The 22,803-nt window shown below is 64.9% G+C and carries 25 protein-coding genes; 14 read left to right on the top strand and 11 right to left on the bottom strand.

Annotated features, from left to right (window positions below; genetic code table 11):
• Positions 1-16: 16 nt before the first annotated feature.
• A complete protein-coding gene (locus ACFQX9_RS17620; RefSeq protein ID WP_247489702.1) occupies positions 17-661 on the top strand; it encodes a TetR/AcrR family transcriptional regulator in 645 nt (214 codons plus the stop codon).
• A gap of 53 nt (positions 662-714) precedes the next feature.
• Positions 715-1,122, top strand: coding sequence for a DUF4864 domain-containing protein (locus ACFQX9_RS17615; protein ID WP_377789843.1), 408 nt, complete (start codon positions 715-717; stop codon positions 1,120-1,122).
• Here the strand turns inward: ACFQX9_RS17615 and ACFQX9_RS17610 are convergent.
• Positions 1,119-2,384 carry an MFS transporter gene (locus ACFQX9_RS17610; protein ID WP_026233006.1) on the bottom strand — a complete coding sequence of 422 codons (1,266 nt, stop codon included), beginning with the start codon at positions 2,382-2,384 and terminating at the stop codon, positions 1,119-1,121. The genes ACFQX9_RS17615 and ACFQX9_RS17610 overlap by 4 nt on opposite strands.
• Positions 2,385-2,560: 176 nt before the next feature.
• On the opposite strand from ACFQX9_RS17610, the gene ACFQX9_RS17605 reads away from it, so the two are divergent.
• From ACFQX9_RS17605 to ACFQX9_RS17570, 8 genes are all read left to right on the top strand, one after another.
• Positions 2,561-2,983: a hypothetical protein gene (locus ACFQX9_RS17605; RefSeq protein ID WP_018455707.1), complete on the top strand. Its 423-nt coding sequence runs from the start codon at positions 2,561-2,563 to the stop codon at positions 2,981-2,983.
• A 79-nt stretch (positions 2,984-3,062) separates the two neighbouring features.
• Positions 3,063-3,347 (top strand): hypothetical protein, encoded by a 285-nt coding sequence (locus ACFQX9_RS17600; protein ID WP_018455708.1) that lies wholly within the window; start codon positions 3,063-3,065, stop codon positions 3,345-3,347.
• Positions 3,348-3,356: 9 nt separating this feature from the next.
• Positions 3,357-4,778, top strand: coding sequence for a TolC family protein (locus tag ACFQX9_RS17595; protein WP_247489678.1), 1,422 nt, complete (start codon positions 3,357-3,359; stop codon positions 4,776-4,778).
• Positions 4,779-4,791: 13 nt separating this feature from the next.
• Positions 4,792-6,129, top strand: a complete 1,338-nt coding sequence (locus ACFQX9_RS17590; RefSeq protein WP_085357890.1) for a copper oxidase — start codon at positions 4,792-4,794, stop codon at positions 6,127-6,129.
• Between the two features lie 35 nt (positions 6,130-6,164).
• Positions 6,165-6,620 (top strand): plastocyanin/azurin family copper-binding protein, encoded by a 456-nt coding sequence (locus tag ACFQX9_RS17585; protein ID WP_377789838.1) that lies wholly within the window; start codon positions 6,165-6,167, stop codon positions 6,618-6,620.
• 16 nt (positions 6,621-6,636) lie between these two features.
• Positions 6,637-6,939, top strand: coding sequence for a copper-binding protein (locus ACFQX9_RS17580; protein WP_377789836.1), 303 nt, complete (start codon positions 6,637-6,639; stop codon positions 6,937-6,939).
• Positions 6,940-7,287: 348 nt separating this feature from the next.
• A complete protein-coding gene (gene flhA, locus ACFQX9_RS17575) occupies positions 7,288-9,429 on the top strand; it encodes a flagellar biosynthesis protein FlhA (RefSeq protein ID WP_085383680.1) in 2,142 nt (713 codons plus the stop codon).
• 294 nt (positions 9,430-9,723) lie between these two features.
• On the top strand, positions 9,724-9,924 hold the full coding sequence (locus ACFQX9_RS17570) for a hypothetical protein (RefSeq protein WP_018455714.1): 201 nt from the start codon (positions 9,724-9,726) through the stop codon (positions 9,922-9,924).
• 299 nt (positions 9,925-10,223) lie between these two features.
• Here the strand turns inward: ACFQX9_RS17570 and ACFQX9_RS17565 are convergent, their stop codons facing one another.
• The 6 genes from ACFQX9_RS17565 to fliI form a co-directional block, all read right to left on the bottom strand.
• On the bottom strand, positions 10,224-11,444 hold the full coding sequence (locus ACFQX9_RS17565) for an NAD(P)/FAD-dependent oxidoreductase (protein ID WP_377789833.1): 1,221 nt from the start codon (positions 11,442-11,444) through the stop codon (positions 10,224-10,226).
• A gap of 141 nt (positions 11,445-11,585) precedes the next feature.
• Positions 11,586-12,545: an AraC family transcriptional regulator gene (locus ACFQX9_RS17560; RefSeq protein ID WP_247294694.1), complete on the bottom strand. Its 960-nt coding sequence runs from the start codon at positions 12,543-12,545 to the stop codon at positions 11,586-11,588.
• A gap of 351 nt (positions 12,546-12,896) precedes the next feature.
• Positions 12,897-13,952, bottom strand: a complete 1,056-nt coding sequence (locus ACFQX9_RS17555; RefSeq protein WP_377789831.1) for an anti-sigma factor domain-containing protein — start codon at positions 13,950-13,952, stop codon at positions 12,897-12,899.
• A 51-nt stretch (positions 13,953-14,003) separates the two neighbouring features.
• A complete protein-coding gene (locus ACFQX9_RS17550; RefSeq protein WP_018455718.1) occupies positions 14,004-14,549 on the bottom strand; it encodes a sigma-70 family RNA polymerase sigma factor in 546 nt (181 codons plus the stop codon).
• A gap of 178 nt (positions 14,550-14,727) precedes the next feature.
• A complete protein-coding gene (fliJ, locus tag ACFQX9_RS17545) occupies positions 14,728-15,147 on the bottom strand; it encodes a flagellar export protein FliJ (RefSeq protein WP_007606301.1) in 420 nt (139 codons plus the stop codon).
• A gap of 121 nt (positions 15,148-15,268) precedes the next feature.
• Positions 15,269-16,594 carry a flagellar protein export ATPase FliI gene (fliI, locus tag ACFQX9_RS17540; protein ID WP_247489690.1) on the bottom strand — a complete coding sequence of 442 codons (1,326 nt, stop codon included), beginning with the start codon at positions 16,592-16,594 and terminating at the stop codon, positions 15,269-15,271.
• Positions 16,595-17,009: 415 nt separating this feature from the next.
• Here fliI and ctrA point away from each other — a divergent pair, with 415 nt between their 5' ends.
• From ctrA to ACFQX9_RS17520, 4 genes are all read left to right on the top strand, one after another.
• Complete coding sequence (gene ctrA, locus ACFQX9_RS17535; RefSeq protein ID WP_007600544.1) at positions 17,010-17,711, top strand: response regulator transcription factor CtrA; 702 nt, start codon at positions 17,010-17,012, stop codon at positions 17,709-17,711.
• Between the two features lie 170 nt (positions 17,712-17,881).
• Positions 17,882-18,286 carry a DUF350 domain-containing protein gene (locus ACFQX9_RS17530; RefSeq protein ID WP_377789828.1) on the top strand — a complete coding sequence of 135 codons (405 nt, stop codon included), beginning with the start codon at positions 17,882-17,884 and terminating at the stop codon, positions 18,284-18,286.
• 1 nt (position 18,287) lies between these two features.
• Positions 18,288-18,674 (top strand): hypothetical protein, encoded by a 387-nt coding sequence (locus ACFQX9_RS17525; protein WP_377789826.1) that lies wholly within the window; start codon positions 18,288-18,290, stop codon positions 18,672-18,674.
• A gap of 3 nt (positions 18,675-18,677) precedes the next feature.
• Entirely contained in the window at positions 18,678-19,838 is a 1,161-nt protein-coding gene (locus tag ACFQX9_RS17520; RefSeq protein WP_018455722.1) for a glutathionylspermidine synthase family protein, read from the top strand.
• Positions 19,839-20,011: 173 nt separating this feature from the next.
• On the opposite strand, the gene ACFQX9_RS17515 is transcribed toward ACFQX9_RS17520, so the two are convergent.
• From ACFQX9_RS17515 to ACFQX9_RS17500, 4 genes are all read right to left on the bottom strand, one after another.
• Complete coding sequence (locus ACFQX9_RS17515; protein WP_085357855.1) at positions 20,012-20,884, bottom strand: protein-glutamate O-methyltransferase CheR; 873 nt, start codon at positions 20,882-20,884, stop codon at positions 20,012-20,014.
• Positions 20,881-22,083 (bottom strand): chemotaxis response regulator protein-glutamate methylesterase, encoded by a 1,203-nt coding sequence (locus ACFQX9_RS17510; protein WP_085350315.1) that lies wholly within the window; start codon positions 22,081-22,083, stop codon positions 20,881-20,883. Before ACFQX9_RS17510 ends, ACFQX9_RS17515 begins: the two co-directional genes overlap by 4 nt.
• Positions 22,084-22,158: 75 nt before the next feature.
• Positions 22,159-22,524, bottom strand: coding sequence for a PleD family two-component system response regulator (locus tag ACFQX9_RS17505; protein ID WP_007600538.1), 366 nt, complete (start codon positions 22,522-22,524; stop codon positions 22,159-22,161).
• Positions 22,525-22,595: 71 nt separating this feature from the next.
• Positions 22,596-22,803: chemotaxis protein CheW (locus ACFQX9_RS17500; protein ID WP_377789820.1), on the bottom strand; the 208-nt coding region annotated here is incomplete at its 5' end.

The following is a 22,803-nucleotide window of genomic DNA, read 5'->3' as shown; positions in this document are numbered from 1 at the left end:
GATCTACATTGCGTGGATGGACGACCACACCACCGACCAGACCCGCAAGCCCCGTGCCGATGCCGTGCGCAATCGCGAGCGCGTGCTCGAGGCGGCCAAGGCCGTGTTCAACGCGGGTGGTCCGGAGGCGAGCCTGGAGGCGGTGGCAAAACGCGCCGGCGTTGGCATCGGCACGCTCTATCGGCATTTCCCGACCCGCGAGGATTTGTTCGAGGCGGTGTACCGGCGCGAGGTCGAGCAGCTCAGCGAGCTCGCCGAGCAGTTGAAGAACGCCAGTGACCCGGTCGACGCGCTCAGGCGCTGGCTGCGCTCAGGAGTCGAATTCGTTGCCACCAAGAAGGGCATGGTGGCAGCCTTGGCACTCGCGGTGCAGAGCGGGTCGGAGTTGCATGCCTTTTCCTTTGAGCGCCTGACCAAGGCGATCGGCTCGCTGCTCGATCGCGCAGCCGCGGCCGGCGCGATGCGCGCGGACGTCAGTCCCGAGGACTTGCTGCGCGCGTTCTTTGGCATGTGCTACATGCACGACCAGCCCGGCTGGCAATGCTCGGTGCTGCGGATGCTCGACGTGTTCGTTGACGGTTTGCGGGTGCAGCCTGCCATGAAAGCCAAGGTCCGCGCGTCCGCCAAGCCCGCGAAGCCGGCTGCAAAGCGGAAGCGATAGCCCTCGAGATGTGCTAGGATCCGCGCCGCCGGGATTTCAACGCGGAGCTTGTCATGCGCATCGCCGCCTTGCTGGTCTTTCTCAGTGTCGCCTTCGGTCCCATCTCAGCGCGCGCCGACGATGTCGCGACGGCACAGAGTATCATCCGCGCCCAGGAGCAGGCATTCGGCCGCGACGACGCGCGCGGGGCCTATTCCTACGCCGCTCCTGCGATCCAGGAGATCTTCCCCGCGCCCGACATCTTCATGTCCATGGTGCAAAACGGCTACCCGCCGGTGTACCGGCACAAGAGCTTTGAATTTGGCGACAGCAAGAGCGAGGGCAGCCGGATTGCCCAGCACGTCCATATCATCGATGCCAATGGCGAGGCCTGGGAAGCGCTCTACACGCTCGAGCAGCAACCGGACGGCAGCTACAAGATCACGGGTTGTTCGCTGCTGAAGGTGGGACAGGCAGTCTAGGTCGCAAAACCCGGACCGGTCCTGACTGCATTGATCCGCGAGCGGATCAGCAGCGTCAAGACGATGCCGATATTGAGCGCGTTCCACGCCACGCCGTTGGCGAACGCCGCGGCGTAGGAACCTGTCGCATCGAAGATGACGCCCGAGACCCAGCCGCCGAAGGACATGCCGAACACGGAGGCGAAGATCACGATGCCGACGCGGGTTGCGGCCTCGCTCGCCGGCATCGCCTCGCGCACGATGATGGCATAGCTCGGCACGATGCCGCCCTGGAACAGGCCGAACATCGCGGAGATCAAATAGAGCGAGGTCAGGCCGTCGAAGAACAGATAGAACACGAGTGCAAAGCCTTGCGCCACCGCACCGATCAGCAGTGTGGGGATGCCGCCGATCTTGTCGGCGAGGTAGCCGGAGCCGATCCGGCTGACGATGCCGCAGGCCATCATCAGCGACAGCATCTCGGCGCCGCGCGCCACGCCATATCCGAGATCGCCGCAATAGGCGACGATATGCACCTGCGGCATTGCCATGGCGACGCAGCAGGAAATGCTGGCGATCGAGAGCAGCACCGTCAGCGTGTTGGTCGAGAGCTTGAGGTCGACCCGCGGCGGCGCTGCATTGGCATGATCGTGAACCTTGTCGTCGCCCATCTGCGCGCGCAGGACCAGCACCAGGATGGTCATCAGGCTGACGCAGACGAGGCCGATGCCGATATGAGTGAAGCGCCAGCCGATCGTCTGCATGCCCGTGCTCACGAGCGGCGGCCACATCGTGCCGGCGACATAATTGCCGCTGGCGACGATCGTCACGGCCAGGCCGCGATAGCGCTCGAACCAGTGCGAGGCCTCCGCCATCAGCGGCGCAAAGGTCGCCGACGTGCCGAGCCCGATCAGGAAATACGCCGCCACGAACTGCCAGAGCTGGGTCGACAGACCCGCCAGCACATTGGCGACCCCGAGGAAGGCAATGCTGATCGCCATAGCCGCCACGATGCCGAAGCGGTCGGTGATCCTGCCGGCGATGACGCCGCCAAGCCCGAAACCGAACATCATCAGGGTGAAAGCCAGCGACACCGCGCCGCGCGTGGCGGAGAATTCGGCCTGCACCGCGGGAATCATGACGACGATCGCCCACATGCCGACGCCGCCGATCGAGCCGATCAGAAGCGCAATGACGAGGCGCATCCAGGCCTGACGCGAATCAGGGGTGAATGCTTCGGGTGTTTGTCCTGACTGATTTGGTGCGTGCACGGGCGGGACCATGGCCCGCGGATCACCACAGGGTCAACCATTGTGGCGCGATATTGGGCATGCACGGTGCACTGCGGTAAGATGGAGCTTGGCGAACGCGCGTTTTGTCATTATTTTGCAAATCAGCGCATGCAACACGGCGGCGCGGAGAGCATGTCGGCGGAATGTTGCTGCGATTGACACGATCGATGCGGATCAAGGTGGGGCGCTTCATAGCCTTCGCCTATCTGTTCTGCGTGATCGCGCCGGCCGCAAGCCTCGCCTGGGGTAGCGCTCCAGCTCCGTGCCTCGACGACGCGCTTCTCGCCGACCGCGTGCCGGTGCATCACCAGATGCAGGCCGGCCACACGCATGACGGCGCCTCGCATGACCACGCCAGGCCGCATGCGCATCATCAGGGCGCCGCGCAGGACGCGCCCCCCACCCCTCATCATCACGGCGGCAAGGGTACGGCGGGACCGTGCTGCGCGATGATGTGCGTGAGCGCGCTGCCGGCCGACCTGCCCAGCGTCGCAAAGTCGCTTCAGCCGGTTTCCGCCTGCTCGCCCGAGATCGTGGCCAGCCTGCACAGCGCGGCGCCGCCCCTGCACTACCGCCCTCCGATCGCCTGATCTGACGCGCGACGACGTCAGGCCGAGCGCGCATCCGCGCGCGCGCACCTGTGGTCTCCAGACAGATCAGGGATGACTCATGCTTACGCTTTCCGGGGCGAAGTCCGCCGCTGCATCCGCGGCGCGGGGACGACACTTTCGATTCAATTGGCCGCTGCTGGCCGCGACGGCCTTGGCGTTGTCCGGCTGCATGCCGGCAACGATACAAGTCGCTGGCGCTGATCCTGCCGATCCCGCGGCCAAGATCGCGCGCGCCGGCTATCGTTCGACGATTGCGCCCTACACCAGCCTGCGGCCCGCGACGCCGGCACCATGGCGCGAGCGCAACGAGAGCGTCGCGCCGCAGCTCAAGCAAGACCGGTAGGAGCGCGCCATGACACATCGTCTCGCGCTAAGCCTGCTCGGTCTCACCTCGTTTGGACTTGCAGGCTGCGCCGCCTTCTCGCCCGACAGCGGCATGAAGGCCGTCTCGGAACTGACGAGCCAGACCATCAACAAGGATGTCGCCTTTGTGCGAACAACCGAAGGAGCCGGCGCGGTCGACGCGCGCGTTCGCCAGCTGCTGTCGCGAACACTCAGCATCGAGACCGCCGTGCAGATCGCACTGCTCAACAACAAGGGGCTTCAGGCCGCTTATAACGAGCTGGCGCTGGCCGAGACCGATCTCGTCGAGCAGAGCCTGCCGCCCAATCCCGTGTTCTCGGTCTCCCGGATCTCGGGCAACGGCGCCAGCGAAATCGAGCGTCAAATTGTCGGCGACATCCTCGCGCTCGCCACCCTGCCGTTCCGCTCGGAAATCGCCCGCGACCGTTTCCGCCAGGCGCAATTGCGCGCAAGCCTGGCGACGTTGCGGCTTGCCGCCGATGTCCGCCGCGCTTATTGGCGCGCCGTTGGCGGCAACGAGATGGTGGCGTTGCTGACGGATGCGAAGGCGACGGCGGAATCAACCGCGCAGCTCGCGGTCAAGCTCGGCGAAACTGGCTCGATCAACAAGCTCGATCAGGCCCGAGAACAGGTGTTTTACGCCGAAACCACCGCCGACCTCGCCACCGCGCGACAGACGGCGACGAGCGCGCGCGAAAAGCTGGCGCGCCTGATGGGGCTGTGGGACGGCGGGCTCGACTTCCGGCTGCCCAATCAACTGCCGCCGCTGCCGCGCCGGCCGCAGGCTTTGCCGTCGATCGAAGCCGACGCGGTCGCCCATCGCATCGACCTGCAGATCGCGCGGCTCGAGCTGAGCGCGCTCGCAAAGTCGCTGAACCTCACGGAGGCGACGCGCTTCGTGACACTGCTCGATCTCGCCGGCATCTCCCGCCGCACCCGGGATCCGGAAGGCGCGCCGTTCCGCGAGCGCGGCTTCGACGTGCAGTTTCAGATCCCGATCTTCGACGGCGGAGAAGTGCGGGTGCGGCAGGCGGCGGAGACCTACAATTTCGCCTTCAACCGGCTGACCGAACGCGCCGTGAATGTACGCTCCGAGGCGCGCGATGCTTATCGGGTCTATCGCTCCGGCTACGACATCGCCAGCCACTATCAGCGCGAGATCATCCCCTTGCGAAAAATCATCACCGAGGAGATGCAGCTCCGCTTCTCCAGCATGCAGGTCGATATCTTCGCGCTGCTCACCGAGGCGCGGCAGCGGCTCGCGTCGCTGCGCGGTGCAATCGATGCCAGGCAAAGATTTTTCCTTGCCCAATCCGACTTGCAGACCGCCGTCAATGGCGGCGGCGCGCCTGCTGACGGCGACAATTCAACCACTCTCGCCGCGGCAGCGCCTGCCGATGGCGGTCACTGACATGGAGGCCAACATGTTTTCCCGCCGAGGATTTTTGGGTAGCGCCGCGCTCGCCGGCGCATCCGTCGTCAGCGGCCGCGCCCAGGCCGCCTCGATTCCGGAAGCCCCGCACATGGACAAGGTCGTGATGCAGCCGCCGCTGCACCCCGTCAGCGGGCCGGACTATCGACCCGTCGTCACGCTGAACGGCTGGTCGCTGCCGTTCCGGATGAACGGCGACTGGAAGGAATTCCATCTCGTTGCCGAGCCCGTGGTGCGCGAATTCGCCGAGGGCATGAAGGTGAATTTGTGGGGCTATAACGGCCAGTCACCGGGCCCGACGATCGAGGCCGTCGAGGGCGACAAGGTCCGCATCTTCGTGACCAACAGGCTGCCCGAATACACCACCGTGCACTGGCACGGCATGATCATTCCCAGCGGCATGGACGGTGTCGGCGGACTTACCCAGCCGCACATCCAGCCGGGAAAAACCTTCGTCTACGAGTTCGAGATGAGGAAGAGCGGGACCTTCATGTACCATCCGCATTCGGACGAGATGGTGCAGATGGCGATGGGCATGATGGGCATGGTCGTCGTGCATCCGCGCGACCCGAGCTTTCGGGCCGTGGACCGCGACTTCGTCTTCGTCATGAGCACCTATCGCGTCGATCCCGGCACTTATCTGCCGAAGGTCAACGAGATGACCGACTTCAACATGTGGACCTGGAATGCGCGGGTGTTTCCCGGCATCGATCCGCTGCCGGTCAGGCTCGGCGACAAGGTGCGCGTGCGCATCGGCAATCTCAGCATGACCAACCATCCGATCCATTTGCACGGCCACAGCTTTGCGGTGACCTGCACCGACGGCGGCTGGATTCCGGAGAGCGCGCAATATCCGGAGACGACGACGGACGTACCGGTCGGCGCTGTCAGGGTGTTCGACGTGCTCGCCGACAACCCCGGCGACTGGGCGTTCCACTGCCACAAGTCGCATCACACCATGAATGCGATGGGACACGACATGCGCAACATGATCGGGGTGTCGCGCAAGGATCTCGCCAAAGCCGTCGGCAAGCTCGCGCCTGACGGCATGGCGATGGGCTCGACCGGCATGGCGATGGGCAACATGGAGATGCCCGCGCCCGACAACACGCTGCCGATGATGACCGGCACCGGTCAGTTCGGCCCGATCGAAATGGGCGGCATGTTCACGGTGATGAAGATCCGCGAGGGCCTCGCGCGCGACGATTACCGCGATCCCGGCCCCTACCAATTCCCGCAGGGCACCGTCGCCTACGAGGTCACGCCGCCGGCCCCGGAGCCCGTGCGGCAACAACCAGGCGGACCGCCGATGAAGAACATGAAGATGTGAGCGTTTCGATGAACCACCACCAACTGGAGCTACCAATGAAGCCGACGATCAAGCTCGGTCTCGCGCTGGCCGCGCTTTCCACCGCGCCGGCCTTTGCCCACGACCAGCACGGGCACGGCACCTTTTCGGCCGGCGAGCCCGGCGATCCCAAAAAGCCCGCGCGCACCATCGAGATCCTGCTGAACGAGATGGACTACGCACCCGCCAGGATCGAGGTCAAACGCGGCGAGCAGATCCGCTTCGTGCTGCGCAACGTCGGTAAGGAGGACCATGAATTCCTGCTCGCCACCACAAAGGAGAATCTCGCGCATGCGGTGGAGATGAAGAAGCACCCGCACATGGAGCATGACGATCCCAACGGGGTCAGGCTCGCGCCGAGCAAGACAGCCGAGATCCTCTGGAAGTTCAGCAAGGCCGGCACGTTCGAATTTTCCTGCCTGATTCCCGACCACCGCGACTGTGGCATGGTCGGCCACGTCACCGTGAAGTAACGCAAGGGAGGCTCCCATGAACCGCATCATCCGTATCGCCGCCGCGCTGGCGCTGGCCGTCGGGCTTGCCACAGGTGCCCGGGCAGCCCAGGGCGCCGCGATCAGCGGCGAGGTCAAGAAGATCGACGAGGGCGCCGGCAAGATCACGCTCAAGCACGGGCCCGCGAAAAACCTCGGCATGGATGAACCCATGACCATGGTCTACCGCGTCAAGGACCCGGCCGTGCTCAAGCAGGTGAAGGTCGGCGACAAGGTGACTTTCGAAGCCGAGGAGGCGGCTTCGGGCTATACGGTGACCCGGATGGAGAAGGCGAAGTAGGGCCACTTCCTCCGTCCGTCGATATCGGCCCCAGACGCTTCCACAACGTCATGGCCGGGCTTGTCCCGGCCATCCACGCCTTCGGCGGGACAAGCCCGGGCATGACGGCTGCTTGCCTGCCAGACGGCCGAAATACCCCGGTCAGCCCCCATGCCGCACCCTTTATTAACCCTTTGCTAACCATACACCCGGCAAGAATTGCCCAGTGGAGTCGAGTGTCGTCAGCCGCGTAGAACGGGAGCTCCCGTGGACGCCAGTGCGGTGCCTCACTTTCGGAACGGCGGCCCCTCGGCCGCCGCGCAGACATTTGGGGCGCGCGGACGGCAGTCGCGCGGAGGGGCAGCTACCATGGTCGACGTCACCGCAGGACAGGGCGTAGGCAGCACGAACGCCGGTTTCCCGACCCTTGCCGAAGTCGGCAACATCCTCAAGCGCGGCGATATCGCGCTCGCGCTCGGCGTTCTCACCATCCTGGTGGTGCTGATCCTTCCGCTGCCTGCGATCGTGCTGGACCTGTTCCTGGCGATTTCGATCACACTCTCGATCCTGATCCTGATGACGTCGCTGTTCATCCAGGCGCCGCTGGAATTCTCCGCTTTTCCGACCGTTCTGCTGATCTCGACCATGCTGCGGCTGTCGCTCAACATGGCCTCGACCCGCCTGATCCTGTCGCACGGGCACGAGGGCACGGATGCCGCCGGTCACGTCATCGAAGCCTTCGGCAGCTTCGTGATGGGCGGCAATTTCGTCATCGGCATCATCGTCTTCGCCATCCTGATCATCGTCAACTTCGTCGTCATCACCAAGGGTTCGGGCCGTATCGCCGAAGTCGCGGCACGCTTCCACCTCGACGCCATGCCCGGCAAGCAGATGGCGATCGACGCCGACCTCTCCGCCGGCCTGATCGACGAGACGGTCGCCAAGCAGCGGCGCAAGGATTTGGAGGACGAGAGCGGCTTCTTCGGCGCCATGGACGGTGCCTCCAAATTCGTCCGCGGCGATGCCATCGCCGGCCTCCTGATCGTCTTCATCAACGTCGTCGGCGGCATGATCATCGGCGTGGCGCAGCAGGGTCTGTCCTTTGCCGATGCCGGCCGCAGCTACACGCTGCTGACCGTCGGTGACGGCCTCGTCACCCAGGTGCCGGCGCTGATCGTTTCGACCGCGGCCGGCCTGCTCGTCTCCAAGGCCGGCGTGTCCGGCGCCGCCGACAAGGCGTTGATGAAGCAGTTCTCCGGATATCCGCAGGCGCTCGCGATGTCCGCGGCGGTCATGCTGGTGCTGGCGGCCCTGCCGGGCATCCCGACCCTTCCCTTCCTGGCGCTCGGCTCCGGCGCCGGTGCCCTCGCCTGGCACGCCCGCAACCGCAACCGGGCGACTGCCAGGGCTGAGGAAGTCGCGAAGACCGCACCTGCGCCGGGAACGCCGGGCGCAGCCGGCTCCGCTGCGGCGGAGGAGCCGATCTCCGCGGCGTTGAAGATCGACGATCTCAAGATCGAGCTCGGCTATGCCCTGCTGCCGCTGGTCAACGGCCCCGACGGCACCGATCGCCTCACCGAGCAGATCAAGGCGCTGCGCCGCTCGCTCGCGATCGAGATGGGTTTTGTGATGCCCGCCGTGCGCATCCTCGACAACGTCCAGCTCGAAGCCAACACCTACATCATCAAGATCAAGGAGGTCGACGCCGGCACCGGCAAGATCTGGCCGAACCAGTTCATGGTCATGGACCCCGGCGGCAGCCAGGTGCAGGTGCCCGGCATCCACACCACCGAGCCGACCTTCGGCCTGCCCGCGACCTGGGTCGATGCCAGCCTCAAGGAGGAGGCCTCGCTCAAGGGCTATACCGTCGTCGACGCCGCGACCGTGCTCTCGACCCACCTCACCGAGCTGCTCAAGGCCAACATGTCGGACCTGCTCTCCTATGGCGAGGTGCAGAAGCTGCTCAAGGAGCTGCCGAAGGAGCAGGGCGAGCTGGTCAAGGACATCGTGCCCGGACAGGTCACCGTCTCCGGCATCCAGCGCGTGCTGCAGCTGCTGCTCGCCGAGCGCATCTCGATCCGCGACCTCTCGACCATCCTCGAAGGCATCGCCGACTCGCTCGCCTTCTCGCGCAATCCGGCCACCATGGTCGAGCACGTCCGCGCCCGCCTGGCGCGGCAGATCTGTGCGCAGAACACCTCTTACAGCGGCTACCTGCCGCTGATCGCGCTGTCGGCCCGTTGGGAACAAGCCTTCGCCGAATCCATTATCGGCCAGGGCGAGGAGCGCAGCCTCGCGATGCAGCCCTCGAAGCTGTCGGAGTTCATGACCGGCGTGCGCGACGCCTTCGAGCGCGCGGCGCGTGAAGGCGAGGCCCCGGTGCTGGTCACCTCTGCGGCAATTCGTCCCTTCGTGCGTTCCCTGGTCGAGCGGTTCCGGGCCCAGACGACCGTGCTGTCGCAGGCTGAAATCCACCCCAGGGCGAGGTTGAAAACGGTCGGAAGCATCTGATTTGCCTTAAGAAGCCGTGTGTTTTTTGGCCACAGGCAAATGGTTTTTCAGGTTTTGGCGCCTTGCCGATCGACGGCGGGCAAGGCGCTTGGCAGACACATTACAGCTTTGAAATAATTGCTAAATTGCACGATCAAGGGTCGTTTCTGATCGCGGCTTCTCACGTCCTGTCACGCCCTTGTGATCGCCTCTTGGGAACGAATCCCCCCAGTACTAGGTTGTTGGGCACCGGAAGCATGAACCTGCCCAAGCACGCAGGCGACTACTTCGGGTAGATGGCGGCAGGAGCCTTCCATGAACCACTCGATTTACAGCGCAGATCGCTCGACCCACCTCAAGATCGTGGTTGTCGCGCTCGTTGCCGGCATCACGGTGGCGGGTCTCGGGATCACCGCGCGTACGAGTTCAGATGAAGGCCTGACCCAGACCGCTCGCGTCATGAAGGCGGGCAAGCCGATCGCTATCACCAGCTCGAACGTTTCCCTCGTTCGCTAAGGAGATTTGAGTTTCAGGAATTCACGCGGCTCTTTATCAGCCCCCCAAAGTCGCCACGTGGATATGTAGACGACCCCAACCCCAAGTCGACTACAGAAAGCGCCCGCCCCCCACGGGCGCTTTCTCATGTCTGGGGTATGTCGTCACCGTGAGCGCACGCGCGTCCAGCTCCGTCATTGCGAGGAGCTCTTGCGACGAAGCAATCCAGAACCCATCCGCAGAGACATTCTGGATTTGCTTCGCTACGCTCGCAATGACAAAGAAAAACGTACCGCCGTCATCCCGCAACGGCACCGATACTACCGCGTCCCATAAGTCGGCGGCGGCGCCTGCACGGTTGGCGCAGCAGCCGCGAACAGCTCGTCCTTGCGTCCCGAGAGCGGCGGATAGATGCGCTTGCGATTGATGGTCTGCTTGGTTGCCTTCGCGGCCGCGCCGGTGGCGCGGACTTCGCGGTCCCACCCTTCCGTATAGAGCGCGCCCCAGCCGCCGAGATCGAGCACGGTCACGTACCAGTCTATCCGCATCGGCAGCATCGGCAGGCCCGCGAGATCGGCGACCACATTGTGGCCGGCGAAGCGGCCCATCGGACGCGCGAACTGGCAGGACATCACGGTCGGATGCAAGCCGTCGACCACGCTCGAGGCGACGTCGCCGGCCGCGAACACGCCGCCGGCATCCGCAACCCGCATCATGGGATCGACCAGAAGACGCCCGAGGCGATCGCGTGCGTCCGGAAAGCTTGCGGCCAAGGGGCTCGCGCGCATCCCGGCACACCAGATCACCGTCCGCGTCGGAATGAACTCGCCCGAGCTCAGACGCAGTCCGGCGGCCTCGACGGAGACGACGCGCACGCCGAGCCGCGTCTCGACGTCAAGCGAGGCCAACGCCGTCGCGATGACGGGACGCGCATGCGCGCCGATCGTGGCGCCCACCGCCGGATTGGGATCGACCAGGATGATGCGGCGGCTGCCGGTGATGCCGGCGCGCGCCAGCCTGTCGGGCATCTCGGCCGCGACCTCGATACCGGTGAAGCCGGCGCCGACCACGACGATCGTCGAGCGCCCCGGCGCGGGCACGCTGCGTCCAAGCGAGGTGAGATGATCCTCGAGGTGGAGCGCCGCTGCATAAGTGTCGACGTCGAAAGCATGCTCGGCAAGGCCGGGAATGTCGGGACGCATCACTTCGCTACCGAGCGCCAGCACCAGCCGGTCATAAGCCAGCGTCTCGTCGCCGCCTCCCGTGACCAGAGAAATCTCCCGCCGTGCCGGATCGATGGCTTCGACCTCGCCGATCCCGTGACTGACGCCGATCGGATCGAGTAGCTGCGGCAGCGGAAGCGCGACCTCGCTGAGATCGGCCTCGTAATTGCGGACGCGGATGTTGTGGTAGGGATTGCGATCGATGACACGGATCTCGATGTCACGGCCGGCCGCGCCGATCTCCTCGCGCTTGCGTGCGGCACCGATGGCCGCCCACAGACCTGCAAACCCGGCGCCGAGCACGACGATACGCGCCATGTCCGTTGACTGCATTTCCCAAGAGAGCGACGACGAAGCGACGAACGATCAAGCTGTCTGACCGCGCAGACAAATATAGCTCATCCTGCCGGATGGACCAACTGCGGTGGTACCGGCGCGCCGCACAAATTCTCGGTCGGCTCAGGCCTCGCGCAGTTCCGACGGCGTCGCGGCAAAGCGCTTGCGGAAGGCGCGGTTGAAATAGGACAGATCGGAGAAGCCAGACGAATGCGCGATGTCGCTGATCTTGCGGGTCCTGGCGCGGGGATCGCTGAGCAGCTTGCGCGCCTGCAGCAGGCGCTGCTCCAACACGAATTCGGTGAAGGTCGTTCCGGCCTGCTCGAACAGGCGCTGTGCCTGACGCGGGCTCAGGCCGGAGCGCGTAGCAATCTCGGACAGGCAGAGATCGTTGCGGCCAAGCGCAGCCATCACGTCGGCGCGCATGAGATCGAGACGGGCCGCCGCATGACCTCGCCCGCGCGCGAGACTTGCATGTTCGGCGTCGGTGCCGAGCAGCAGGCCGACGAGATCGACCATGTGCTGCGCGGTGAGGCGCTGGCCGACGGCATCGAGATGCGGCGCATGATGGGCGGCAAGGGAGTGGTAGCGCAAGATCGTCTCGGCGAGTGCGCCGTCCGAGAGCACTTGCGACAGCTTGTCCTCGGCGCGCGGATGGATCTCGAGCAGCGCGCGGCGCGGCATGCGGATGGTGGTGAAGCGATCTTCCTCGGTGTGGCCGACGGTGCCGGTGATGCCCATGTCGACGAGCACCATTTGCGCGGGCGCAAGCTCCACGGCATGGCCGTTCTGCCCGACGCGGACGAGGCCCGCATGCGCGGCGATCAGGACGAGATCGTCGCTGCCGTCGGCAAGATGGCTCTGGGTGCGTGAATATTGCGCGGAGGCGCCTTCGGGAATGGCGAGCGCGATATTGTCGACCACGCTGACCTGGAGCCGGCAATCGATGCTATCGCCTCGGCTCGGCCCGATATCGAGGCCGCAGGCCCCGAAAGTCCGCTCGCGCCAATGCTCGAAGGCCGGGCCGTGTGGCAGCCCCGCATATTGGTGAATGAAGATGCCCGATGTTTTCGCTGCATCCATCTGATTTCTCGCCCCTCTCCGGCACCATGATTGGGGGGCGCCGACTGCAAATTCCGGGCATTTGACGCCGCGAAGCGCGGAGAGGTTCAAATCGAGGGCGGATTCGGCGGAATTTGTCGGAAGACGACGGCGGGACGGACCGTGGCGACAGAACCGATCAGGGATTGCCACCACGATGTTGAAGCGTCCAATGCCCCCGGTGTCGTCCTGGACAAGCGAACAGAGCGAGCGCCGATCCAGGACCCATTACCCCGAGATTGAGTGGTTGCTCACCCGTGTTGCCAGCGCTCACTCTTGCAACAAGCTCTTGGGGCAATGGGTCCTGGCTTTCGCCAGGACGACAATGGAAACCTACTTCTTCGCGGGCGCCTGCGGCTGTGACGGCGGCACGGTTTCGATCAGCTTGCCGGAAAACACCGGCGCCGAGGTCGGCTGGCCGTTGGGCGAACCGCCCGCCTGCTCGAGCGTGACGGCGTAGGTCGCGCCGTTGACGACGTCGGCATCGTACGAGCCGAGCACCGGTCGTGCGGTGAAATCGCCGGCGCCGATCACACCCAGCGAACGCGGACGCTGCAGCTTGTCGGACATCAGCCAGAGCTCGAAACTCTTGCCGGGCTCCGGTGTCGCGCCCACTTTACGCACCGTAAAGTTCTTGGTCGCACCGTCGATGGTGAGGATGAAGGCGGGACCCCCGCCCTGGCCCTGCAACAGGGCGACATATTGCGACGACGCCGGGAGCGGCGCCGGTGTCTTCACCTCGACGGTCTGGATGCGCGGTGCCGGTCGCAGGCCGCCCGGCAGCGCGTCGGGCAGGAAGATCTGAAGCGACAGCGTCACGAGCAGCGCGGCCGCGAGCGCGCCGACGGCGGATGCGATGGTGCGCCAGCGCTTCACGCGGCCCTCCAGCCGGATCACGTTGCTGTTGTCGGCAACCGGCGGCGATGGCGCTCGCGCGACCTCCGGGTCCGGCGCGTGGACCTGCGGCATGAAGATCGGCACGACGTCGGGTATCGCATCGGACTCAAGTCGCGCCGGGGCAGGCTGCTCCGCTTCGGGAGGCGGCGGCGGTTGCTGCATATTCTCCGACGGCACCTGCGGAGGCACGGTGTCGGGCGAGGAATATTCCGGCATAGGTGGCGGCGGCGCTGCGTCCGGCAGTGCTGGCGGATCCTGCGCAAAGCCCGTCCGCGCGAGCTCGGACCTGATGTTCTCCCACACGATCGGACGCGGCTCGATCGAGCCGACCATCTGGTTGAGGACGCCGAGCCGGAATGCCCACGCCTGCACGACATCGGCGAACGCCTTGTCCACCGCCATCATTGTCTCGACCTGCGCGCGCTCGCCGGCGTCGAGCGTGCCGAGCGCATATTCCGCGGCGAGCGCGATATGGTCCTCCGTATAGGCCATCACTTGCGGTCCAGACCCACCCTCACCGTATGAGCTCCCGTAGCCCGAATCTCATAGCCCGAGACATTCGCGAATATCCATCATGCTGCGCCGAAGCCACGTCTTCACCGTGTTGACGGGCGCCGCGAATTTCTCCGCCAATTGCTCGCGGCTCCAGCCGTTGTAATAGGCGAGAAGCACGAGCCTCTGACGGTCCGGCTCGAGCCGGCCGATACATTCCAGCAGCCGCTTCAATTCCTCGGTCATCTCCCTCCGCGCCAGCGGATCGGGGCTGTCGCTTGCGACTTCCATCGCCTGGGGCTCTTCCTCGATGGAGACTTCCGTCTTCTTGCGCACGATGTCGATGGCGCGGTTGCGCGCGATCGACGCCATCCATGTGATCGGCGACGCGAGAGCGGGATTGAACTGGCCGGCGCTGTTCCAGATCTTGACGTAGGTCTCCTGAATGACCTCCTCTGCGAGATCCTGTCGGCGCAAGATACGGAGCACGACGCCATAGAGTTTCGCGCGCGTGGCGACGTAGAGGCGCTCGAACGCGGCCTGATCGCCCTGCGCCATCGCCCCAATCAGCCCAACCAGCTCTGCTGGCGTCAGCATTCAGCCCCCCAATGCGCGGCCCGTCGCATTCCGCGCAGGCGCTGGCACTCCGCCACCATAGCGCGCAACAAAGCCGACCACCAAGGGGGCGCGGCGCCACACTGTGGACAGGGCATGCGAAAACCCGGACCTTGGGGTCCGGGTTCTGCAAATTCTCGCAGGTCTGGCGGCTAGCGTCTCAGGCGACGGCGCCCATGCGGGCACGCATCAGGCCGATGCTGTCGAGATCGGCCTGCTCGCGGGCGTTTTCCTCGGCGCGTTCGCGGGCCTGATCGCGCTCGTCAAGGAGCTCGACCTTCTTCAGCTCCTCGAAGGCTTCGGCCAGCGCAGCCTTGGCTTCGTCGAGCTGGCCCTTCAGCTCGTCGGCCGAGCGGGTCAGGTTCTCGCGACGCTGGATGGCAGCCTTGGCGTAGGTCGGATAGGCGAAGTGCGAGGGATCGTTGATCCCGGCGCGCTCCTGCTCGGTCGAGATCTCGCGTTCAAGATCGGTCGACATCCGCTGGAAGTCGGCGATCATGGTCTCGATCTGGGTGACCCGGCGGCGCTTCTCGTCGACCTGAAATTTCTTCAGGCGGATGAGTGTATCACGTGACTTCATCGACTCGTACTCCCCAGAAGTCCCTTGGCTGCACGTGGGACAACACCGGTCTCCCCACAGGCCCGACGGGGGCCAAGACCGGCTCTACTACTCTGTGGGATGGGATGATGACGGGACAAAGTTAGCGTTCCGTTTCCAAATCACCAAGGATTTGCGCCAACTGGCGGTAGCCGTCCGCCAGCGATGCATTTTCGTCCTTGCGCTGGCGCAGGAAGGCCTCCAGCGGCTCGTGCAGGCGGATCGCCTCGTCGACCTCGGGGCTGGAGCCGGCGCGGTAGGCGCCCAGACGGATCAATTCTTCCATGTCGGCATAGGTCGCCATCACCGCCCGCGCCTTCTGGATGGTCGGCCAGAACTGCGGGTCGGCCGATTTCGGCATGGTGCGGGAGACGGATTTGAGGATGTTGATGGCGGGGTAGCGGCCGCGCTCGGCGATCGAGCGCTGCATCACGATGTGGCCGTCGAGGATGCCGCGGACGGCATCCGCAATCGGCTCGTTGTGGTCGTCGCCATCGACCAGCACCGTGAAGATGGCGGTGATGGCGCCCTCTCCGAGGCCCGGACCCGCGCGCTCCAGTAGCTTCGGCAGCTCAGTGAACACGGTCGGCGTGTAGCCCTTGGCGGTCGGCGGCTCGCCCGCGGACAGGCCGATCTCGCGCTGGGCCATGGCAAAGCGCGTCACCGAATCCATCAGGCAAAGGACGTCCTGCTCCTCGTCGCGAAAATATTCGGCGATCGCAAGCGTCAGATACGCGGCCTGGCGGCGCATCAGCGCCGGCTCGTCGGAGGTCGCGACCACGACCACGGAACGGGCCAGGCCCTCCTCCCCGAGGTCGTCCTGCAAGAATTCCTGCACCTCGCGGCCGCGTTCGCCGATCAGCCCGATGACGCTGACGGCGGCATCGACGTTGCGCGCAAGCATCGACAGCAGCACCGACTTGCCGACGCCGGAGCCTGCGAAGATGCCCATGCGCTGGCCGCGGCAACAGGTCAGAAAGGTGTTCATCGCGCGCACGCCGAGATCGAGCGGCGCGCCGACGCGCTTGCGCGAGTGCGCCGGCGGCGGCGAATTGCGGTACGGCATCGGCGCCGGGCCCTGCGGCAGCGGCCCCTTGCCGTCGATCGGCTCCCCCAGCGCATTGACGACGCGGCCGAGCCAGGCCGCGCAAGGCCGCACCTGATTTGCGGCATTGGCGATGACGGCCTTGCAGCCGCGCCGTACGCCGTCGAGACCGGCGAACGGCATCACGACGGCGTTGTTGCCGGAGAAGCCGATCACCTCGCAGGGGATGGAACGGTTGCCGCCGGTCTCGATCACGAGCCGCGCGCCGACCGACATCGCATGGATCGGACCGGCGACCTCGACCATCAGGCCGCGCACGCCGACCACACGGCCATAAATATTGATGCCGTCAATGTCGCCGATCTGTTCGGCAAGAGCCTTCACAAGAGGGCCTTCATGAGGTGATCGCCTTCATAATCCGGGGTTTCGTGGCGAGAACCTTAAGTTTCGCCATATTTCTGAACGGCGCTTAACTTCGTGTTTACCCGCATCGTTAATCATTGCGTCACTGTCTTTGTGACTGAGCGTGGCTCCCCTTCAGAAGAAGGCTGAGTCGCGGGAGTCGGTTAGGCCCGTCTCTTAAAGTGGAACTTGAACGCAACCGGATAACGAAAGCTGCTTCGCACACAAGACCTTAGGGCGATTCGACGAAAATTGCATCTACAGGGCTTGCGTTCCAGAATCAGAATTTGTTAACCATCTGTTGTCAGGATCCGAATCAGTTGTTCAAAGGCGTTTTGTTGTGTGCCGCGAATGCGGCCGACCTGACGCCCAGGAGCGGCGACTATGGGGAACTGGCATGCGCGTTTTGCTGATTGAAGATGACAGCGCCGTCGCGCAGTCGATCGAGCTGATGTTGAAGTCTGAGAGCTTCAATGTCTACACGACCGATTTGGGGGAAGAAGGCGTCGATCTCGGTAAATTATACGATTACGACATTATCCTTCTCGACCTCAACCTGCCCGACATGTCCGGCTACGACGTGCTCAAGCAGCTTCGGGTCTCCAAGATCAAGACACCCATTCTGATCCTCTCCGGCCTCGCCGGCATCGAGGACAAGGTCAAGGGTCTCGGCGTCGGCGCCGACGACTACATGACCAAGCCCTTCCACAAGGACGAGCTGGTTGCCCGCATCCACGCCATCGTGCGCCGCTCCAAGGGTCATGCCCAATCGGTGATCCAGACCGGCGACCTCGTCGTCAACCTCGACACCAAGACCGTGGAAGTCGGCGGCCAGCGCGTGCATCTGACCGGCAAGGAATACCAGATGCTGGAGCTGCTCTCGCTCCGCAAGGGCACGACCCTCACCAAGGAAATGTTCCTCAACCACCTCTATGGCGGCATGGACGAGCCCGAGCTGAAGATCATCGACGTCTTCATCTGCAAGCTCCGCAAGAAGCTCGCGAATGCCTCCGAAGGCCGCAACTTCATCGAGACCGTGTGGGGCCGCGGCTACGTGCTGCGCGAGCCGCACGAGGTCGAAGAGCGCATCCCCGCCTGATCCTGGGTTTTACCCGCGAGCCCTTCGGGGCTTGCTCCTCCCAGCCTGGACCCCGCCGCAAATGGCGGGGTTTTGTTTTTTGGGGACGCGAACGGGGCCTCATCGTCCTTGCGCCGTTGAACCGCTATCCTTCCCCCGCCGACGAATGGTCGCTGCACGATGGGGGAACGATGATCCTGCAATCACTGGCCGGCCTGCCCGCCTTCCTGGTCTATTTCTGCACCGGGCTGATCGCGATCGTGGCGTACCTGTTCGCCTATACCCGCATCACGGCCCACAACGAATTCCAGCTGATCCGCGACAATGATCCGGCTGCGGCGATCGCACTCGGCCTCAGCCTGCTCGGCTTCGTGGCGCCGCTGGTCAGCGCGATCGCGCATTCGGCCAATGTGCTGGACTGCCTGATCTGGGCGATGATCGCGCTGATCGTCCAGATCGTCGTGTTCTTCCTGGTGAGAGTGCCGGTGCCGAACCTGTCGGCGCGGATTGCCGTCGGCGAACTTGCAGCTGCCATCTGGCTCGGGCTGTCCTCGCTCGCCGCAGGCCTGCTCAACGCCGCCTGCATGATCTACTGACATGGCCGGCAAGCCCTCCAAAAAGGAGTTCGGCAAGCGCCGGCCGGCGGCCGGACCGCCGCCTGCACAACAGCCGGTGAAGCGCTCCGGCCATGTCGCGCTGCTGGTGATGGGCACGATCGCGGTCGGCACCACCGCCTACACACTGATGCCGCGGCAGAATTGCGAGCCCTCCCCTGCCGGCACGGACCCGGCGGTGCAAGCGAGCACCTCGTGCAGCAGCAGCCGCAGCTCCTCCAGCGGCGGCGGCAGTTCGTCGCGATCGAGTTTCTTCAGCAGCGACTCCTCGAGCCATTCCTCGTCCGGAACGTCGTCCGATTCAGGCTCCGGCGGCGTGAGCCGCGGCGGCTTCGGCTCGTTTGGCCATGGCTTCTCCGGCGGCGGCTGACCCATGCAACGCATCGTCTGCCCCGAGCGCGACGACTGGCGGCAGACCGCCGAACAATGCGGCTTCGCCTTCCACACCATCGACGGTGAGCGCTATTGGGACGAGCGCGCCTATTACGCCTTCACGCTCGACGAGATCGAGCGTGGCATCGAGGCGCCGACCGGCGAGATCGACGCGATGTGCCTGGAGCTCGCCGGCCGCGTGATCGGCGACGAGCGCCATCTGCAGCGCTTGAAGATACCGGAGGCGTTCTGGAGCCTGATCGCCGAGAGCTGGGCACGAGACGACCGCAGCCTCTATGGCCGGCTCGATCTGAAATTCGACGGCAAGGGACCGGCAAAGCTGCTCGAATACAACGCGGATACGCCGACCTCGATTTTCGAAGCCGCGGTCTTTCAATGGACCTGGCTCGAACAGGCGATCGAACGGCGCATCATCCCGTCGCGGGCCGACCAGTTCAACTCCATCCACGAACGATTGATCGAAGCCTGGAAACAGATTGCCGCTAGCCGCCACGTCCATCTCACCGGCACCACGGGCAATGAGGAGGACGCCGGCACGCTCGCTTATCTCGAAGATACCGCGCGCCAGGCGGGCCTGACGACCACGCTATTCGACATCGAGGCGATCGGCTGGCGCAATGATACCGGCGGCTTCGTCGATCTCGGCGACCGCGACATCACGCTCGCCTTCAAGCTCTATCCCTGGGAATGGATGTTCCACGACGCCTTTGGCGCAAAGCTCAAGGATGCACAGACACGCTGGATCGAACCGCCGTGGAAGGCGGTGCTCTCCAACAAGGGCATCCTGCCGCTGCTCTGGGAGATGTTTCCGAACCATCCCAATCTGCTACCGGCGTTCTTCGAGGACGATCCGCGGGCAGCCGAGCTCGGCAGCTCCTATGTGCGCAAGCCGCTGCTGTCGCGCGAAGGGGCCAATGTCACGCTGGTGTCTGGTGGAATGCCGCTCGACGAGCAGGCAGGCCCCTACGGCGCCGAAGGATTCGTGCGGCAGGCGCTCGCGCCGCTGCCGAATTTTTCCGGCTTCTATCCCGTGATCGGAAGCTGGCTGGTGGATCACGAACCCTGCGGCCTGTCGATCCGCGAGGACGAAAGCCCGATCACCGGCAACGGCTCGCGGTTTCTGCCGCATGCGATCTTGTGAGGTGCGCTCTTCATTCCTTCTCCCCTTGTGGGAGAAGGTGGCGCGAAGCGCCGGATGAGGGGTTCTATCCGCGAGTTCAAGTGTCGGTGGGCTCGCGGATAGAACCCCTCACCCGTCTCGCCGCTACGCGGCGAGCCACCCTCTTCCGCAAGGGGAGAGGGGAAGAACGCATCTCACCGCGCCGCTGCTACCTTCAATGACGGCGGCATCAATCCACCCATCGGGCGCCCGGAGCGCGTCGGATTGAGCTGATAGAGGCCACGACGATCGGCGATCGGGCGGAACGCGTCGGTAATTCCGACGACGGATTCGGCGGCGCCCAACAGCAGCGTGCCGTCGGCTTCCAAAACCTTCGCCATGCGCTCGAAGATCACGGCCTTGGTGTCCTGGTCGAAATAGATCAGCACATTGCGGCAGAAGATCACGTCGAACGTGCCGAGATGGGAGAAGTCCTGCAACAGATTGAGCTGGCGGAACTGCACCATCGCGCGAATGTCGGCATTGAGCTGCCAGACTTCGCCCGCTTGCGTGAAGTATTTCATCAGGTGCTGGATCGGCAGGCCGCGCTGCACCTCGAACTGGCTGTAAACGCCGGCCTTGGATTTCTCCAGTACCTCCTGCGACAGATCGGTGGCCACGATCTCGATGCGCCAGCCGGCGAAGGCTGCGCCCATCTCCTTCACGCACATCGCGATCGAATAGGGTTCCTGTCCCGTCGACGACGCCGCCGACCAGATGCGCAGCGACTTGCGCGCCGCGCGCGCCCGAAGCAGCCCCGGCAGGATCGTTTCGCGCAAGTGATCGAACGGGATCTTGTCGCGGTAGAAGAAGGTCTCGTTGGTGGTCATCGCTTCGACCACGTCGCTTGCAAGCCGCCCGTCGCCGTTCCTGATCTTCAGCACGAGATCGGGGATCCCGGCGAGGCTCGCCTTGCGGGCCAGCGGCAGCAGCCGGCTCTCGACCAGATACTGCTTGTCCGGCGAGAGATCGAGGCCGGAGCGCTCTTTCAGGAACTTGCGTAGATAGTCGTAGTCAACAGGCGTCACGAACGGTCTCCCGCAAACAGGCGATTGACCCTGGCGCCGATCTGGTTGAGCGGCAGGATCGCCGCGCAGATGCCGGCATTGGCGGCTGCGCCCGGCATGCCCCAGACCACGCTGGAGGCTTCGTCCTGCGCGATCACGCTGCCGCCGGCGGCGACGATGTCCTTGCCGCCGCGCATGCCGTCCGAGCCCATGCCCGTCAGGATCACGGACAGGATGGCGCCATGCCAGATGTCGATGGCGGACGTGAACAGCGGATCGACCGCGGGCTTGCAGAAATTGACGGCGGGACCGTCGTCGAGCGCGATCGCCACGTCGGCGCCGCTACGCACGACGCGCATGTGCTTGCCGCCCGGCGCAAGATAGATGCGGCCCGGCTTCACCGGCTCGCCGTCGACCGCCTCCGCCGCCGGCTTCCGGCTCGTGCGTGCCAGATGCTCCGCGAGAATGGTGGTGAAGGTCGGCGGCATGTGCTGGGTGATCAGCACCGGGACACGGTCGATCACGGGACCGAGCTCGGCGACGAGCGCCATCAGCGCCTGAGGACCGCCGGTCGATGAGCCGATCAGCAGCACCTTCGGGGCCTGGGTCGAAAACGGACGCGTGGACAGCACCGAGGACGACGACGGCGCATGGACGGCCGGAGCGGCCGCGGACGCGGCAGGCCGCGCGACAACCGGCCCACGTGTCGCCGGAGCCGGGCTTGCGGGCGCGAGCGGCGGGCTCGCAACCGCGGCCTTGCGGCGCAGCCGTGCGCCGAGGTGGCGGATTTTCTGGATCAGGTCGTGATGAAAGATGTCCGCAGCCGAAGCCTCGCGCGTCGATTCCGGCTTCGGAATGTAGTCGGCGGCGCCGAGCGACAACGCCTTGAAGCTGATCTCCGCGTTGCGGCGGGTCAGCGTCGAGGCCATGATGATGACGAGATCGCGCTTCTTCGCCAGGAGTTGCGGCAGCGCCGAGATGCCGTCGAGCTCGGGCATTTCGATATCGAGCACGGCAACATCGGGATTGATGCGTTCGATCTGGTTGACCGCCTCGAGCCCGGTGCGCAGCGAGGCCGCGACCTCCATGTCGTGCTCGGCGCCGATCCAGCGCGAGATCAGACCGCGGATGACGACGGAGTCATCGACGACCATCACCCGCAACGGTCCGGCTTCCCGCGACGAGCCCGGGGTCGAATTACCTGCGAACGCAACACTCATTACTCACCAACTCAGACTGAAACGGTCAGTTGAAAACAAACGCCGAAGGAGCCGTTCAGCCTCCAGGGCGGTCGCTCAGATAAGGCCGACTTCCTGGAATTTCGCCGTCACGATGTCCTTGTCGAAGGGCTTCATGATGTACTCGTTGGCGCCAGCGTGCAGCGCGCGCGCGATATGCGCGACGTCGTTCTCGGTGGTGCAGAACACCACCTTGGGCTGGTCGCCGCCGGGCATGCGCCGGAGATGGCCGAGGAACTCATAGCCGTCCATCACCGGCATGTTCCAGTCCAGCAGCACCGCATCGGGCAAGCCGCGCTTGCAGGCCTCCAGCGCCTTCTCACCGTCCTCGGCTTCGAGGATCTGGAAGTCGAGGCCCTCCAGGATCCGGCGCGCAACCTTGCGGATGACGCTGGAATCATCAACGACGAGACAAGTTCGCATGTGAACCTCTGCTTCCCCCCTTTTGCGGGGGCACTTCCAATTGCAGGTACGTCGGCGGATGTGCCGGCGTATCAGGCCGCCATCATATCGGGCGCGAGCTCGAGGACGCGATCGACGTCGAGGACGACCATGAGCTGGCCGTCGAGACGGTGGACACCGCCGGCGAGCTTGGCCATGCGGGGGTCGAGATTGACGGGGTTTTCTTCCATGCCGTCCTCGGCGAGCCGCAGCACTTCGCCGATCTGGTCGATCAGCAGGCCGTAGGATTCACCGCGCAGA

It is taken from the genome of Bradyrhizobium sp. GCM10028915, from assembly GCF_042666195.1.
Classification (GTDB): domain Bacteria; phylum Pseudomonadota; class Alphaproteobacteria; order Rhizobiales; family Xanthobacteraceae; genus Bradyrhizobium; species Bradyrhizobium canariense_D.
The sequence above is the reverse complement of the archived record's forward strand: the minus strand, read 5'-3'. Positions and strand labels throughout refer to the sequence as shown.